The 15,636-nt window shown below is 38.5% G+C and carries 13 protein-coding genes and 1 pseudogene; 5 read left to right on the forward strand and 9 right to left on the reverse strand.

Annotation, left to right across the window (positions count from 1 at the left end; genetic code table 11):
* Nucleotides 1-376: 376 nt before the first annotated feature.
* The 4 genes from EJF25_RS01665 to EJF25_RS01680 all read right to left on the reverse strand — a co-directional run bounded on the left by EJF25_RS01665 (nucleotide 377) and on the right by EJF25_RS01680 (nucleotide 5,183).
* The gene (locus EJF25_RS01665) at nucleotides 377-1,360 is read right to left on the reverse strand and encodes a fimbrillin family protein (protein ID WP_125039746.1); all 984 of its coding nucleotides are present in this window, start codon (nucleotides 1,358-1,360) and stop codon (nucleotides 377-379) included.
* Between the two features lie 49 nt (nucleotides 1,361-1,409).
* On the reverse strand, nucleotides 1,410-2,363 hold the full coding sequence (locus tag EJF25_RS01670; protein ID WP_125039747.1) for a DUF5119 domain-containing protein: 954 nt from the start codon (nucleotides 2,361-2,363) through the stop codon (nucleotides 1,410-1,412).
* A 3-nt stretch (nucleotides 2,364-2,366) separates the two neighbouring features.
* Nucleotides 2,367-3,647 (reverse strand): DUF3575 domain-containing protein, encoded by a 1,281-nt coding sequence (locus tag EJF25_RS01675; RefSeq protein ID WP_125039748.1) that lies wholly within the window; start codon nucleotides 3,645-3,647, stop codon nucleotides 2,367-2,369.
* 279 nt (nucleotides 3,648-3,926) lie between these two features.
* On the reverse strand, nucleotides 3,927-5,183 hold the full coding sequence (locus tag EJF25_RS01680) for a Gfo/Idh/MocA family protein (protein WP_125039749.1): 1,257 nt from the start codon (nucleotides 5,181-5,183) through the stop codon (nucleotides 3,927-3,929).
* 171 nt (nucleotides 5,184-5,354) lie between these two features.
* On the opposite strand from EJF25_RS01680, the gene EJF25_RS01685 reads away from it, so the two are divergent.
* From EJF25_RS01685 to EJF25_RS01690, 3 genes and pseudogenes are all read left to right on the forward strand, one after another.
* Entirely contained in the window at nucleotides 5,355-6,641 is a 1,287-nt protein-coding gene (locus EJF25_RS01685) for an IS1380-like element ISBf12 family transposase (RefSeq protein ID WP_009040242.1), read from the forward strand.
* A gap of 12 nt (nucleotides 6,642-6,653) precedes the next feature.
* Nucleotides 6,654-6,887 (forward strand): annotated as a pseudogene (locus EJF25_RS25330) (hypothetical protein).
* Nucleotides 6,888-7,265: 378 nt separating this feature from the next.
* The gene (locus tag EJF25_RS01690) at nucleotides 7,266-8,795 is read left to right on the forward strand and encodes a glycoside hydrolase family 30 protein (RefSeq protein ID WP_370685684.1); all 1,530 of its coding nucleotides are present in this window, start codon (nucleotides 7,266-7,268) and stop codon (nucleotides 8,793-8,795) included.
* Between the two features lie 141 nt (nucleotides 8,796-8,936).
* On the opposite strand, the gene EJF25_RS01695 is transcribed toward EJF25_RS01690, so the two are convergent.
* The gene (locus EJF25_RS01695; RefSeq protein WP_125039751.1) at nucleotides 8,937-9,560 is read right to left on the reverse strand and encodes an HU family DNA-binding protein; all 624 of its coding nucleotides are present in this window, start codon (nucleotides 9,558-9,560) and stop codon (nucleotides 8,937-8,939) included.
* A 46-nt stretch (nucleotides 9,561-9,606) separates the two neighbouring features.
* Here EJF25_RS01695 and EJF25_RS26460 point away from each other — a divergent pair, with 46 nt between their 5' ends.
* Nucleotides 9,607-9,780 (forward strand): hypothetical protein, encoded by a 174-nt coding sequence (locus EJF25_RS26460; RefSeq protein ID WP_235016672.1) that lies wholly within the window; start codon nucleotides 9,607-9,609, stop codon nucleotides 9,778-9,780.
* A 15-nt stretch (nucleotides 9,781-9,795) separates the two neighbouring features.
* Here EJF25_RS26460 and EJF25_RS26465 read toward each other — a convergent pair whose 3' ends face one another.
* Together EJF25_RS26465 and EJF25_RS01705 are read right to left on the reverse strand one after the other, a co-directional pair.
* The gene (locus EJF25_RS26465) at nucleotides 9,796-9,963 is read right to left on the reverse strand and encodes a transposase family protein (RefSeq protein WP_262707184.1); all 168 of its coding nucleotides are present in this window, start codon (nucleotides 9,961-9,963) and stop codon (nucleotides 9,796-9,798) included.
* A gap of 779 nt (nucleotides 9,964-10,742) precedes the next feature.
* Entirely contained in the window at nucleotides 10,743-11,681 is a 939-nt protein-coding gene (locus EJF25_RS01705; protein ID WP_125039752.1) for a sugar phosphate isomerase/epimerase family protein, read from the reverse strand.
* A gap of 302 nt (nucleotides 11,682-11,983) precedes the next feature.
* On the opposite strand from EJF25_RS01705, the gene EJF25_RS01710 reads away from it, so the two are divergent.
* Nucleotides 11,984-12,808 carry an AraC family transcriptional regulator gene (locus tag EJF25_RS01710; protein WP_125039753.1) on the forward strand — a complete coding sequence of 275 codons (825 nt, stop codon included), beginning with the start codon at nucleotides 11,984-11,986 and terminating at the stop codon, nucleotides 12,806-12,808.
* Nucleotides 12,809-12,817: 9 nt separating this feature from the next.
* On the opposite strand, the gene EJF25_RS01715 is transcribed toward EJF25_RS01710, so the two are convergent.
* A complete protein-coding gene (locus EJF25_RS01715) occupies nucleotides 12,818-13,765 on the reverse strand; it encodes an immunoglobulin-like domain-containing protein (RefSeq protein ID WP_235016673.1) in 948 nt (315 codons plus the stop codon).
* A gap of 277 nt (nucleotides 13,766-14,042) precedes the next feature.
* Complete coding sequence (locus EJF25_RS01720) at nucleotides 14,043-15,617, reverse strand: S41 family peptidase (RefSeq protein WP_370685679.1); 1,575 nt, start codon at nucleotides 15,615-15,617, stop codon at nucleotides 14,043-14,045.
* Nucleotides 15,618-15,636 lie beyond the last annotated feature (19 nt).

Consider the following 15,636-nt stretch of genomic DNA (forward strand, 5'->3'; position numbering starts at 1 on the left):
ATATCAAATGTTTCATATTACCATAAGAAATTGGAGAGAAATGGAATATTTATTAAAAGAACTACATGAATTACATTCCATCCATAAGAATATCATTTTCAAGCAACGTTACTTCATACTCGTTATTAAAATTATCTTCAACCTTCTGTAAATCTATCAGATTCTAGATTCTTTATACTATTAGAAAGAATATCCAATGCCATAGTGAAAATATATTATGAAAAAAGGACATCCATTCTAGACATCCTTTCAATAAATAGAGATAAAAATTATAGGGATTATAAAATATATAGACTAAATAATTGGCACTATCCAGAATTTTGTGTAAATAGATAGTCCCATAATTCTTTGTTTAATAACTCCCATACAATCAATATTATAGATTTTCAGGGGTAACTGGAGTAATATCATTATCCTCTTCTTTATTGCTATCAGAACTCCATTCATCAACAGAAGTAACATTCCAACCAATCTCAGTTGCATCGTTAGTTAATTCCAAAGTATAACGTACTTTCTTACCAGGATTCCATGTAGTTGTTATTGAGCTTTCTTTGTCAATTGCTTTGTAAACTTCATTATTATTACTATCTGTAACAATATAACTTACAATAACTTTAGCAGTAGTTAATTTTTGTGGTAATAGCATTAATGGTTCTGAACTAACAGACTTAGCTGTAGTTCCAATTACTAAATTATCTGCAGGAGTAGCACTTATTGCACAGATATAGGTTTCAGAACCAGTAACAGTCCAAGTATTATTCTCATATTTATAAGTACCTTTATTTCCAATTCCTGAAAGTTTAATTTCACTTACTGTATATTTCAAATCATCTTCACCTTTTATTGAAAAATTGACTTGTGTCAAAGCATGAGAGAAAACAAAATCAATAGTTGCAGATACTTTTGTTTTATCTGTTGCTTGTGCGATTAACAAATCTTCTTGAGCACTAGCTAAAGCAGGAACTGTATAATCAACTAAGGTCGGATATTTATCTGTCGTTGAAGCGGTCAATGCCAAAGAAGATTTAGAAGAATATGCGAAAAATTGTACATTTCCCGTAGATGGCCAATAATATTTGGCAGATGTCCACTTATTTGTATTCCAAGTAATACTCTCGTTTTCCATAATGGGCTTATTAAGCACTCCTGTACCAATTAGGTCTGAACCTGTATTATACGCATAAACTTTAAAACCTTGTTTCTTCAGTTCTATTAAATCAACTTCTGCTGCTCTCGTCGAATTTTTCACAATGCTGTTAAAACCAATCTCAACTTGTCCTGCATTCTCAAATTCTTCATTCTGTGAACAACTTGTAAAAGCCATTGCAGCTACTGCTGTTGCTAATAATACTTTTTTCATAATCGTATTTTTTAAAAGTTTATAATATTGTTTATTTTGTTTACGTCATTTATTTCACAGGTAAAACCACCTCTTCTTCATCTCCCCAGCCTCCAACTTCTCCACCAATACCTCCATCTCCACCACCAGAAGGATTATCCGGCTTTTCAACTTTTATATCTTCTTCCAAAGGAAGTTCAATTTCTTTAGAAGGTTCTTCTCCTTCCCCACCACTCTCTGAATTAGTTATCACATCCGTTATATTAACCTCAACCTTGTGTAGGCTTTGGTCTGTCTTTACAAATGCTAAGATCAATTTGACTAATCCATCATTTGCTCCGGTAACTGTATTTCCCAGTATCCCCAAAGTAGTAAAACTACCGACAACCATTTCATCACGCACAACACCTTCAAAATAAATAGGTGCCTCACCTTTCATTCCACAACCCCTGCCCAAACAATAACAGCTTGCCATTCCTTCAACACTCCCGACAATAGCTGAAACATACTGTAATCCTTCCGCCTTTACTTTAAAAGTGTATGTTTTTACCACCAATTTGGGTTTCCAGATCAAGAAAAGTGTCTCATCACTCTTTTTTATTTGTAATTCTTCTACATTCACCACATATAACGGATCAGGTCCCCAAACTAATTTTTCCGTACCCGCTATTCCCAATCCATTGCAATATCCGGTAAAAGCTTCAATTGTCTCATAAGCTCCTTCATTCCGGATTTGCACCGTCTCCGTATCGTAATTGTACACTACTACCGAATATCTTCCCGGCGGAACCTTTACTTTTCCACCCCTTGCTGAAAGATAAGTATCAACTTTCTCACTTTTTCCATCTTTCGGATAGAAGATAATTCTTACTCCTTCCGGTAGTTGATCTGCAACGCCATCCCAGTCCAGTGATATTTCCACTCCGCTAACCGGATAATCATCCAGGACATCCCGACGAGTACATCCCCCTAACACCAACAGCGCGAACAGAAACGCAAGAAATATATATCTCACATCTTGCATACATCACCGCCTCCTTGTCGTTATCAACCATACTAAAGAGGCCTTTGCCTTGGTAAGACCAATAAAATGAAAACGTCCGCTATTCATCCAAACAATGTCTCCTTCGTAAGGAGTATATTTCTTATATTCCGTTGCTAGATATCCTACACCTAAGCTGAACTCTAATGAAAGATGTCGAGCCAGCTGTTTGGCATATCCGTATATCACTCCTGCCGCTCCGTAGTATTTACCTTGATAACCGTCTCCCTGAAACTGAAAATCATAGATACCACCTTCTGCATACAGCCCCATGAAATGTCCAGTCAACCGATTACGTTTTTGACAGTTACCCAACCAATAACGTCCCTCTACTCCTCCTGAAAGTAACTGATAACAAAACTCATGCGCGCTATTCAGCCACCAAGGACATTTATATTCAGTATTCAAAGACCATCTTTTGCCTATTGGAATCTCAACCTCTATATTAGGTGCCAATACCAAATCATATAACAAGTTATTCTTTACGGCTAAAACTGTTTTACTTTCCACCGGTCCTTCCACCTCCGCTATAGCCACCTTACAAGACTGCTTTCTTTGACTTTCTCCTAAGGGCTCATTCGAATTATTATCAGGAAACACTTCTCCTTTCGTTGAAACAAACAATCCGGAAGTGGAAGTTCCTGGTGTAAAAGTATTGTTATCCGTCTCCGGCAATCTCCGAACTACTGTTATCACCGCCCGTCTCAATCTAGGCAATATATCACGCACAATAGACCGATAAGGAATCCCGCCGTCCAATCTTTGTAATAAGTGTTTCAGTTTTATCATATCCTCCCGATGATAATCAATCAGCATCAATATATCTTCTCGATCCGGTAAGTTTAAATCAGCAGACACTAACCTGCGAAATTCTGACCAATCTTCCCCCTTAGCTGATAATTCAATTTTATTACCATCAATATATGGATAGCGTTGTCGCAACAATCCTTTCAAAGACTCTTTTCTTCTGACAGACAGACCAATATTGTTAATGGACTCCCCCTCAGGTGAAGCAAAAGCTTCCACTTTCAATGAAACAACAGATTCTGCCTCACAATGCTTACCAAGTAATGAATCCAACAGAGCAATAGACTGATTATTGCTACAATAGTTAGTATCCACAAGGCTCTCATTCTCATCAAAATAAACAATTACTTGCTGGGTTATATCTTTCATAACGCCAACTGATGGAATCGACGCATACCCTTTTACCGATAGCCCCCAAAGAGCTATAGAAAAAGCCAGTATGTGGATGCCATGTTTCATAATTGTTCGTTTCTGTGAACAAATATAGAAGTTTGAAAATAAAGAAAATAATACTTTTAGAAGTATTTTAAGGCTGTGGAAGTTTCTGTGAAACGATTGAAACGAATTTGCAACTTTAGAAGTGTTTAGCAAAGATTTACAGCTCCTTTTCTCAAACAGAACTATACGATCTTATCTTCTTGTAGTAATTCTTCTATTAATTTATAGAATACATGTAACTTTGGCAGTTCTCAAGGAACCAATATTAGGACATATAAAGATATATTTTGAGTAACCGCCTTAAATTTCAAATTCAATAATCTTACCTGTCAGTCGACTACGCTCTGCTTCATAACAGATCCGATGACTTTCTACTGAATTTTCAATAGAAGTCTGAAGCTCATATTCCTTACTCGATAGTGCTTTCACAAAATGATCTACCAGATTTAAGTCTGCCCCGGCATGAAAAGGCTTATTAGAAATATCCGAAAAATCAAAAACCTGTTCTTCGTTACTTCGGAACTTACGCACACGCAAATGTTTTTCATTACCATCTATTTCCCCATGAGTCAATTTAATATGAGTTTCCCGGCAATCATCATTAGTAAATATATCCATTGAAAGATTGATCGTCACTTCATCGCCCATCTCCATCGAAAGGACCTGATGATCAACCACATCATTGTCACAATGGAAGACACAACGTCCGTACATGCCATGGCGTAGTTCTTCCATCAAAACATCATCTAAAGTCTTTCCTGCCGGAATATCAAAATTTGAAATCCAGCTATGCCGATTATAGTATAAATCGACTGCAGAATACGGGCATTTCGTTTCTATAGAACAATCGATACAACGTTCCGAACTACCTTCCGGTGCATTTTCCAAACGGAACCAGCGTAAAGAACCGAATGACGAAAGCTTTCGACAGGGTGTCTTTGTCAGCCACAATAACAGATCAACATCGTGACAGCACTTTGCTATCAACATCGGATTAGTCAATTTCTCTTTTCGCCACAATCCTCTCACATATCCGTGCGTAGTACGATCCAATCCTACGGATGCTATATGGTTGATTGAAATAATCTTTCCTAGTTCACCGGAATCAACAACTTCCTTAATTTTCAGAAAGTAAGGGTGATAACGCAACACATGACATACACAAACAAGTACTCCTTTACGTTTAGCGTGCTCGGCTATATCATTACATTCTGCAAGGTTCTGTGCAATCGGTTTTTCGAGTAACACATGATATCCCGCATCAATTGCTTTAATACAAGGATCATAGTGAATATCTTCAGGAGTTGCTATTAAAACAGCATCGGCAGGAAATGGATGAGCAAAGAAATCATCATAATCACAAAAGCAATGTGAATGATCCAAACCAAATTCTTCAGCAATACGCTGCATTCGATTGGCATTTACTTCAACAACCCCAACCAGCTGTAACCGATCAGGATGTATACGTGCATATTCCAGATATTTATTAGTTCGGTTTCCAGCCCCGATAGCAACCATTCTCACAGGCTTCTCTCCTCGAAAGATATTTTGTTCCATAGTATCGTCATTTTTGTTAATCGAATACTAAATTAACCTTAATTCCGCAACACTATTATAAATTAAACTTTTTAAGTACCTGAGCAACAAAAAGTTGCTCAGGATTTTGCCATGTCAGAATTTTCACTTATCTTAGTGTTGCAAAAAAAACAAGAGAATCCGACGATAGACATGGCGAAGATACAAATTAAATCTGAGAGACTCACTCCTTTTGGGGGATTATTTTCAATCATGGAGCAATTTGACTCCACATTATCATCTGTAATCGACTCAACCCTCGGTCTAAGGTGTAGATCGTTCGGTTATCAGTACAGCGAAATCATCCGTTCTCTCATGAGTATCTACTTCTGTAGCGGTTCATGTATTGAGGATGTCACTACTCATTTGATGAACCACCTCTCGCTTCATCCGACACTTCGCACTTGTAGCTCTGATACTATCCTCAGGGCGATAAAGGAGTTGACGCAAGAAAACATTTCATACACATCAGATATGGGCAAGACCTACGATTTCAATACGGCTGACACTCTCAATACTTTATTGCTCAATTGTATATTTGCATCTGGCCAACTGAAAGAGGGTGAGATGTATGATGTTGATTTCGACCATCAGTTCATAGAGACAGAGAAGTATGATGCAAAGCCTACATACAAGAAGTTCCTTGGTTATCGCCCTGGCGTGGCGGTTATTGGCGATTTGATAGTCGGTATAGAGAATAGCGATGGTAACACAAATGTTCGTTTCCATCAGAAGGACACGCTGAAGAGGTTCTTTGCGAGATTTGAACAGAATGGGCTCACTATCAATCGCTTCAGAGCTGATTGTGGATCATGTTCCGAGGAAATCGTGGAGGAAATAGAAAAACACTGCAAGTCCTTCTATATCCGTGCTAACCGCTGCAGTTCGATCTACAATGACACCTTTGCTCTCAAAGGCTGGAAAACTGAGGAAATCAATGGCATTGAGTTTGAATTGAACTCTATCCTTGTTGAGAAGTGGAAAGGTAAGGCATATCGACTTGTGATTCAAAGACAGAAACGGATGGATGGTGTGCAGGATTTTTGGGAAGGAGAATACACATACCGTTGTATCCTGACTAACGACTATGATTCTTCCGTAAGAGAAATTGTCGAGTTCTATAACCTTCGTGGAGGAAAGGAACGTATCTTCGATGATATGAACAATGGTTTCGGGTGGGACAGATTGCCCAAATCCTTCATGGCAGAGAACACAGTGTTCCTTCTTCTTACAGCACTTATCCGTAACTTTTACAAGGCCATTATTCAAAGACTTGACGTAAAGAAGTTCGGGCTCAATGCAACAAGTCGCATAAAAGCGTTTGTCTTCAGGTTTATCTCTGTACCAGCCAAGTGGATCAGGACATCAAGGCGGTATGTGCTGAACATCTATACCTGTAATAATGCTTACGCAGATGTTTTCCAGACTGATTTTGGATAATGCCTACAACTTATGGGAATGATATTGTGTATTGCCTCAAGTCACATTGTGGGGTAAGGGGATATTGTAGGCAGAAGTGGGTGCTTCAAGTTCAAATTATCTGCAAATTCAGTAATGAGAGGACGTGTAAACGCAATAAGGACGTTCAAGGGCTTAGTTGCGGATTTGAGGATCTTTAGGAAAATGCTGTCCTCTCGACAGTTTTCTGTAAACACATATGCCTTCAGTAACCTTGGGGCATTGTGAACAATCTGTGGTAGATTTGCAGAAAGGATCTCTTACCATGAATTTAGTTGTAATTAATTCCTATAGGGAACAAAGATAGAGTTTTTCTGGGAAAATATAGACAGTAATGGCATCATTCCTTCTTTATTCCTGTTCGATTTACAACGTTCATCCTGATTTTGCGTGGAGGGTCTTAGTCCTATCTAATGTTTTTTTCATTGCTTAGAAAATTACGAGTGAAGATTATTTGCCGAATAATATATTTCTGTAAATTTGTTTATTCTAATGCTAACACTTCAATAGCTAAGTCGTTAGAGTGATGTTCAGAGTTTATTGTTTGTTTAAAGTATATTTTTGATGAGAATAAGATTATTGGTTACTTCGGTTGGGCTATGGATTATGAATACGGCGGTTTGGTCACAATCTGCTGTCTGTTATCAGATAGAGACTTCAAAACCTTGTCAGACGATGGAGTATTTTAGTGCATCTGATGCATGGAGTATGCAGTTTATCGGTCTTTGGCCGAAGGAGAAACAGAATCAAATAGCCGACTGGTTATTCAGTACGGAGAATGATGAAAACGGACAACCGAAAGGAATTGGTTTGTCACTCTGGCGTTTTAATGTCGGGGCAGGAAGTGCCGAACAAGGAGAGGCTGGTGAGATTTCTTCTCCTTGGATGCGTGCCGAATGTTTTTTGAAACCTGACGGGACTTATGATTGGAATAAACAACAGGGACAACGCAATTTCTTGAAACTGGCAAAAGAACGTGGAGTCAATAAGTTTTTGGCCTTCTTGAATTCTCCTCCTGTCTTTTATACCCAAAATGGATTGGCTACTAATACAGGTCGTGGAGGAACAGCGAATCTAAAATCGGATTGTTATGAGAAGTATGCTTGTTTTCTGGCAGATGTAGTACAAGGTGTGGAAAAACACGATGGAATCAAATTTCAGTATATTTGTCCTTTTAATGAACCCGATGGACATTGGAATTGGGTGGGACCGAAACAAGAAGGCTGTCCGGCAACTAATAGGGAAATAGCCCGTACAGTCCGTTTATTAAGCAAGGAATTTGCCGACAGGGAAGTAGATACACAAATTCTGATCAATGAATCATCCGATTATCGTTGTATGTTCAGTACTCATATGACCGATTGGCAACGTGGTTATCAGATACAATCGTTTTTCCGTCCGGACAGTGTGGAAACTTATTTAGGGGATCTTCCGAATGTTCCCCGGTTGATAGTTGGACATGGCTATTGGACAAATACTCCATTGAGTGCTTTGCATGATATTCGTTGTCAATTGCGTGATACATTAGATAAATATAAAGTGAATTTCTGGCAAACAGAGGTTTGTATCATGAGTAATGATGAAGAAATTGGTGGAGGAGGAGGTTTCGACCGTACCATGAAGACGGCACTTTATGTGGCTCGTATGATTCATCATGACATAGTGTATGCTCAAGCGAAAAGTTGGCAATGGTGGCGTGCTATCGGTGAAGATTATAAAGATGGCTTAATACGTGCATATACAGACAATGATTTCCAAAACGGTCGTGTGGAAGACTCCAAACTGATGTGGGTATTAGGTAATTATAGCCGTTTTGTTCGTCCGGGAGCTGTCCGGTTGGCGATTTCCGCATTTGATAATACTGGAAAACTGATTCATGAAGGAGATACAGACCAGAAAGGTTTGATGTGTTCTGCTTATAAAAATGTAGATGGAACGTATGTGGTTGTACTCATTAACTACGCTAATGAAGATAAGAATTTTTCGGTGGGAAAAGCGGTAGGCAAGAAGGCAAAATGGATGGTTTACCGTACTTCGGATCGGGAAGGGGAGAACCTGAAACCTATTGAGAAATTAAAAGGAGGTCAAGTGAGCCGAATTCCTGCGCGTTCAGTCATTACGCTTTTGTCAGAGTAATATAGATTGGCTAATTATAAGGATCATAAACTTTTTATTGAGGATATCCCAAGTTCCCCGGGCATATCCTCTTTTTTTATTCTATACTCTCTTTTTTTATCTTCTATAATCCTCGGGGATTTTCAGCTTTTTCTTTACCTGTTATTGTTTCGGCTTGCCATAGTAGCCCGGCATGGGTACATAGATCGGTTGATGATAAGTATTGATATTCTGCAACTTCTTTTCTTCTTTTAATCGTTTGAGGTGTCGGATTGCGGTAGTTTGTGTAAACGTACAAACCTGTTGGAGATCTCGGCGAGTCAATATCTGATTATGTTTAAAGTAATTCGTCAATAGTCGATCTATTTCTGTTTCGGAATGTGATAAAGAGTGTATTTTCACTTTGGAGCGTGCTACTTTAACGATACTGATTGAATTTTTGAGTTTCTTATCGGCTGTAAAGCTGACGTTCGCTTTGAGCTTCATTTGATTAGCCTTCTGTTTAGGTGAAGTGATCGGTTCTTTACTATTCAGCTTTATCTGGAAATACCCGATCCCTTCCAAATGTACCCGTTCACCTTCTTGTAGCCTTGAACCCATAAAATGGCTAAGAGATTCCAATACGGCTTTCACATCTCCTTCGGTCAATGAAGTTGCCATTTGAATCTCTCTAGCCAGCTGATTCGTACTGATGTGTTGAAAATTGACCACTCGTGCGTGATATAGTTCCTTGTCTTCCTTATCTTTAGGACTGGGGACTTTATAAAGTTCAAATTGTATAGCCATTGTTTCTTTGTTGTCAAGCGTTTATATATAAGTTATCAAGTCTTTAATGTTTACCATAGCATTTGCTTGGACCACACATAAGTTTACCATCGATGGCTACGACACCCTTACTCTCCTTGCAGACCTGTTTCACCCAATTACGGAAAATCAGTTCAAGATATTCTGGTTGTATAATGCTGAAGAATCGGTTAAAGGTATCATAGCTCAGGATAATTTCTAAATTAGGAATTCTACTTTAAAAAAAAACGAATTTCGCATTTCCGAATTCTTCTATTTCATTCCAAGACTGGGTACCACATAGTACAGCAGCAATATATATAATAGTTTCCATTTTATGCACCTTTTTACGGTCCATTCTAGGATCCTCTATTTGTTTACAAATGTCAATTATGCCTATTCTCATGTCAGATACTTTTGATATTACTTTATAAATATAAGGGAAATAAACGATATAAGTAATATATAAACGGTTAATAATCAATATAATAATACTAATAAAAAACACATTAGAAATGATAATTTATTTAATGCGTCTGTCTGGATGTTTCCTTTATCATTTATTAGTTACGTTCGTGACGATTTCTCTTCATGTATATGATAATATCTTATTACGAATGTGATAATCTCTCGTCACAATTGTGACGTATAAATAATAACGGTATCAAAAATACAATATATAAAGGAGAAAAACAAAGTATTTCTATTTCATTTGGTTACTATTACGCCTTAGTTGGCACGTTGTGCCTTTTGGGTTCTATTCTTATCTGATGATTAGGCATAATGCCAACTGCTTGAGAAACAGGTGATTTTGCGGGAGTAGTTCAGTATGAAAAAGAATTTTTGTAGAAAATGGTGATATATAAGAAGAGATTCTAGCTTTTTCTGTTGCCTTACATATATCTGTTAGCGGATGAAAAAGGAGGAAAATGATATGGATATTCTTGTATATCAGTTGTTTATTACCGTTACAGATGTGTGACAGCAAAACTATCTGCAACACATCTGCAACGGTATCTTACACACAGGTAATGGGCTGTGTGTAAGGAATATAAAGCCTATTTAGTGACAGGTGACAGATACTTTGGTCGTTTTATCTCTAGGAGTAGGACTCCTGAATTTATTAAGTATCTGTCTTCCTTACAAGAATTGTTCGCTTCAATAAGCCCTTATAAGAGAGTATTCTTATTTTTTCACGAACTTAGCATTATTCAAATACTCTATACTCTTCTGTGCAGCCTCAAATACTTCATTCATAACCTGCTCTTGGGTATATTTGCTACCATCAGCATTCTTCTTATCGCGTATATACTGTGGAGTTTCAATCTCAACAAAATAGTTTTTCATGCCATTTTTATAGAACTGTGTGAAGATACCCTCAAAGTCTATTGTTCCGCTTTCGCCGATAACGAAATCATCCTTAATGTGCAACAGTTCTATACGTTTAGGATATTTTTTCAAATACTCTACAGGAGACTTACCTCCTTTTGTACACCAATAAACATCCAATTCAAGGCATACATATTTAGGATCTGTATTCTCAACAAGATATTCCCACATCACCTTATCGCTATCTTTTAACTTCTTGAACTCGTCGGAATGGTTGTGGTATCCAATTTTCAATCCGTACTCTGCGGCAATTTTGCCAACGCGGTTGAAGTAGTCGCACATACGTTGTACATCCTTTACAGTGTAGTCCACACCATAACTCGGAATAACAAAATACTTGCCGCCACATGCTTTCTGAGTTTCAAAGAGCTGACGCCAGCGTGCCATAATCTCGTCTTCTTTGGCAGGGTCTTCTTGGATGCCGGAATGTGTAGAGGTGATTTTAGCTCCGTTTTTATCACAGAGGGCTTTGAACTCATTGGCAGGAAGACCGAAAACCTTTGGGTCTCCACCCCACTGTACCAACTCAAATGAATTGTAACCCATATCACCAAGTCTTTCAACGGATGCTTTGGGGTCTTTTTTCATGGCATCCATTACCGAGTAGAGTTGAATACCGATTGTTTTCTTTTTCTTTGCCAAAACCATTTCGGGAGTTGCAAACATGGCAATTGCCATAGCCACACAAACAAATGTGGTTAATGGTTTGCCGCACAATTCAAATAACTTTTTCATAATGTTTCTATTTGGTTGAATTAATATTATAGTCTTATGTTGCTAATTGATATTACCTATGATTGCATAGAACGAAAAATCCTTTTTCTGTAAGATCCCATCTCCTGACTGTGTTTTACAATAGTCAAATCCTCCGACATAATGACTGCGTGAGTCTGAGTCGAATATGAATTCGTAATCTTAGCACAAAGTTAGTACTTTATAAAATCTTCCATTTGCTTCATTTTTCATAATGATTGTCTTATATTTGCATGAATCGTGATTTTAAGACATTTATATGGTATTTTTGCAAGAATAGTACAATGATATCGTTCAAAGAACACTCTTTTTCTTTTAATAATGTCAGTCTTGCCCCGAGCGAGCAAATAGGGTTACACCGACAGCCCCTGTGGGAACTTTCGTATATTGTTACCGGATCGGGAATGAGACTTATAGGAGATATGACGGAGCCGTTTCAATGTGGAGAAGTGGTGCTGATACCTCCCGAGATTCCGCATTGCTGGATTTTTAATAATAACGATACTGACTCCAATGGGCAAATATCCAATATTACAATTACTTTTACCAATGAATTTCTTGATAACTGCTCGTCTGTGTTTCCGGAACTTCGTAGATATATAGAACAGTTGAAGGATATTCGTGGTGCTGTGAAATTTGATAAACGGAATGCCGGTTTCATAGCTTCGGTTATGAAAGTGATGTGTGGCCAAAATGATGTGGGACGTCTTTCGTCAATGATCAGGTTGCTTTCAATCATATCAATAACGGATAAGGCACATATTGTAGGTGCATATAATATGATTGATAAAAAACGAGAACGGTTGAATATGGTACATACCTATGTAATCTGTAATGCTACCCGTAATATATCCCTTGACGATGTGGTGCGTTATGTGGGAATGAACCGGTCTGCCTTTTGTGTATTCTTTAAACAGGCTACGGGAAAGACTTTTGTGACGTACTTGAATGAGTATAGGATAGAACTGGCTTGTCAATTGTTGAAACAGAAAAACATGTCTGTCTCGGAGATCTGCTACCATGTGGGGTTTACCAATATCCCATATTTCAACAGAACCTTCAAAAGGATGAAGGGATGTTCTCCTACAAAATTCTGTAATGATGAATAGGGAATCGTTCTATTTTACTTCAAACTCCGTAGTCAAATAAACTTCCAGTTGTAACCCAATTTTGTATTTGCCGGGAAACAGTTTACCTGATTTGAATCTTTCTTTTTCATTAGGATCACTCAGGCGATTGACATCCCATGATACCGGAATACTGAATAGAATTGCTTCACCCCCTTGTAGCAAAGCATGTTTTTTCATCCAGTCAGCTTCTCCTACCCAGCCCGAACGTGCCAAAGGATGTACGCTATATAATTCATCTGTCCCTACGCTGGGCAGAAATACTGGCTGTACAGATAAGTTGGTGTGATTCTCGAATATAACATGAATAGAATCATTGTCTGATTTCAATACGCGGAAATCGAAAGCACCATTCGTTTCACTACCTTCCACAGGCTGAATACTGCGGTCGGTTAAATTACAATAGGTATGAATATTCTCAAATACATAGAAATGTATTTTGTATTTATTAGGTTTCAACGGGTTCTTGAATTCCGACATATGGATGTATTCCGGTAATGTATCACCTTTAGATAGGTCCCTTCCCACTCCTGCAAATGCTAAATTGTCTATGAACGGGAAAGTAACCCATTTCCCATCTTTCCATTCTTCCATCCAATGGTATTCCGGTTCGGCTGTAGGAGCATTGACATTTATCACATCAAGTTGAATTTGTTTGGTTTGAGGAGAATAAACAGGCTTTTGTGTCTTTATTTTATAAACGTCAGGGTGAGTAACTGCAACATTAGAGAGACGTTGCAGAGTTATCCGGTTTTCATAATCTTCTATCTCGGATAAGGAGAGCGGAGCGTCTATGTCGTATGGTTGAATAGTGGAATCTGTGACAACAATGTTGGTCACATTGTCGGCTGTGCCGATTATCTTTGTCTGCTTGTTTTGATTCGTACATCCCATAATCAGGACATGACATAGCAGATTACATAACATTATTTTTTCCATAATTTTATGCTTTACCGTTGGATGACTGTAAATGTATGAAAATAAATCAGAAAAGGAAAGCTGTGTTTGAAATAAAGATTCTGTTGGAGAGAGTTTTTGGGGAGGATATGGTATGTTTGATAGGAATGATTTCTATTAAATAATTCCTGATACTACAACTATGTTGCCGATAACTTTACTGCAACATAGTTGTAATCCGGATAAATATTATCTGTCAGCCTGAATAAAAGGCTTTCCTTGCCACAGCAAACAGATTCTTTTCTAAATCTAATAAGAATTATTTCAACTTCGCCTTATATTCACCGCTATTCAATATTTCCAGTGCCTTTTGAACGCTTTCATTGGTAGTATTCATTACCCGGAAGTACTCATTTATATCCCAGAGATCGCGGGCAATAAGTGCCTTTAACTGCGTTTTGATAAGCGGTAGCGATTTCTGGTATTGTTCTTCGTTGAACTTCACTTCTTCTTTATCACCCATCTCACGCAAGGCGGATAACATATCATTACTGATATTGAACTTCTTATTGAAGTCTTCAAAATTCTTATATTCGCCGGTCAATTCTTTCCGGTGGTTCTCGATATACTTCATCGTGAATTTTGAAACGATGCCTTTAGCTACCAGGTTCCGGTGGTAATCCGTAAAAAGAGTAGTGTCGATTGGTACAAAATAGTCGGGCATGATACCGCCTCCGCCGTAAACGGTGCGTTTCAGTTTCTTTGTCTGTACTTTCAAAGAGTCGGGAAAATGGATGCTGTCGGCATTCATCAATTCGCCATGATTAAAACGGTCGATCAGATCTTTGTTGTAATCAGTTTCACTGTTGTAAGGCTTCTGGATGGAACGGCCGGTAGGAGTATAGTATCGAGCCACAGTCAGACGAATCATCGAACCGTCCTGTAAGGGAACCGGGCGTTGCACCAACCCTTTTCCGAAAGAACGGCGTCCTACAATCACTCCTCTGTCCCAATCTTGAATAGCACCACTTACAATTTCGCTGGCTGAGGCTGTATATTCATCTACCAACACGACCAGACGACCGTTACGAAACTCTCCCTTTCCATTGGCAAGGGTTTCATCGCGAGGAACAGTTCTTCCTTCGGTGTAAACAATCAGTTCGTTCTGATCCAGAAACTCATTGGCAAGATCTTGAGCCGCGCTCAGGTAGCCTCCTCCGTTTCCTTGCAAGTCGAGGATGAGGTCTTTCATTCCTTGTTTCTGTAGCTCCTTCATTGCTTTCTTGAATTCTTCTGCTGTGGTAGCTCCAAACCGGTTGATACGGATATATCCTGTACCTGGTTGAATCATATATGAAGCGTCGAGACTGTAAATAGGAATCTTATCTCTTTTTACAGTGAATACTAACGGATCTTTTACACCACGACGAATAACCGTCAGATTAACCTTCGAATCTTTCGGACCACGAAGTCGTTTCATAATATCTTCCGTACTCATCTTTACTCCCGCAATGGTACTGTCATTAACTGCTACAATACGGTCCCCTGCAAGGATACCCACCTTTTCCGAAGGTCCGTTGCTGACAGGTTGTATTACTAACAGCGTATCCTCCACCATCTGAAATTGTACACCGATACCTTCAAAGTTACCTTGAAGAGGTTCGTTCATCTTTTTCACTTCTTCTGCATTCGAGTAGGTAGAATGCGGGTCGAGTTGAGCCAGCATCTTGATGATAGCTTCCTCTACCATCTTGTCCTCATCTACTTCGTCCACATAAAACCTGGAAATAGCCATTTCTGCCATTTGAAGTTTCTGCAAAGCAGGCGAACCGAAGTTCTGGGCTTGTGTAGTGATTGTCCACAGACAAGCCAATAATATACTTAGTTTTTTCATTATCATCCTTTCTCTTCTA

This window comes from Bacteroides faecalis (genome assembly GCF_003865075.1).
GTDB classification, from domain to species: Bacteria; Bacteroidota; Bacteroidia; order Bacteroidales; family Bacteroidaceae; genus Bacteroides; species Bacteroides faecalis.

Excerpts from the sequence above, each read along its gene's own strand:
- EJF25_RS01665 (WP_125039746.1), bottom strand. The coding sequence starts at position 1,360 with ATGAAAAAAGTATTATTAGCAACAGCAGTAGCTGCAATGGCTTTTACA.
- EJF25_RS01670 (WP_125039747.1), bottom strand. The coding sequence starts at position 2,363 with ATGCAAGATGTGAGATATATATTTCTTGCGTTTCTGTTCGCGCTGTTG.
- EJF25_RS01675 (WP_125039748.1), bottom strand. The coding sequence starts at position 3,647 with ATGAAACATGGCATCCACATACTGGCTTTTTCTATAGCTCTTTGGGGG.
- EJF25_RS01680 (WP_125039749.1), bottom strand. The coding sequence starts at position 5,183 with ATGGAACAAAATATCTTTCGAGGAGAGAAGCCTGTGAGAATGGTTGCT.
- EJF25_RS01685 (WP_009040242.1), top strand. The coding sequence starts at position 5,355 with ATGGCGAAGATACAAATTAAATCTGAGAGACTCACTCCTTTTGGGGGA.
- EJF25_RS01690 (WP_370685684.1), top strand. The coding sequence starts at position 7,266 with ATGAATACGGCGGTTTGGTCACAATCTGCTGTCTGTTATCAGATAGAG.
- EJF25_RS01695 (WP_125039751.1), bottom strand. The coding sequence starts at position 9,560 with ATGGCTATACAATTTGAACTTTATAAAGTCCCCAGTCCTAAAGATAAG.
- EJF25_RS26460 (WP_235016672.1), top strand. The coding sequence starts at position 9,607 with ATGTTTACCATAGCATTTGCTTGGACCACACATAAGTTTACCATCGAT.
- EJF25_RS26465 (WP_262707184.1), bottom strand. The coding sequence starts at position 9,963 with ATGAGAATAGGCATAATTGACATTTGTAAACAAATAGAGGATCCTAGA.
- EJF25_RS01705 (WP_125039752.1), bottom strand. The coding sequence starts at position 11,681 with ATGAAAAAGTTATTTGAATTGTGCGGCAAACCATTAACCACATTTGTT.
- EJF25_RS01710 (WP_125039753.1), top strand. The coding sequence starts at position 11,984 with ATGATATCGTTCAAAGAACACTCTTTTTCTTTTAATAATGTCAGTCTT.
- EJF25_RS01715 (WP_235016673.1), bottom strand. The coding sequence starts at position 13,765 with ATGGAAAAAATAATGTTATGTAATCTGCTATGTCATGTCCTGATTATG.
- EJF25_RS01720 (WP_370685679.1), bottom strand. The coding sequence starts at position 15,617 with ATGAAAAAACTAAGTATATTATTGGCTTGTCTGTGGACAATCACTACA.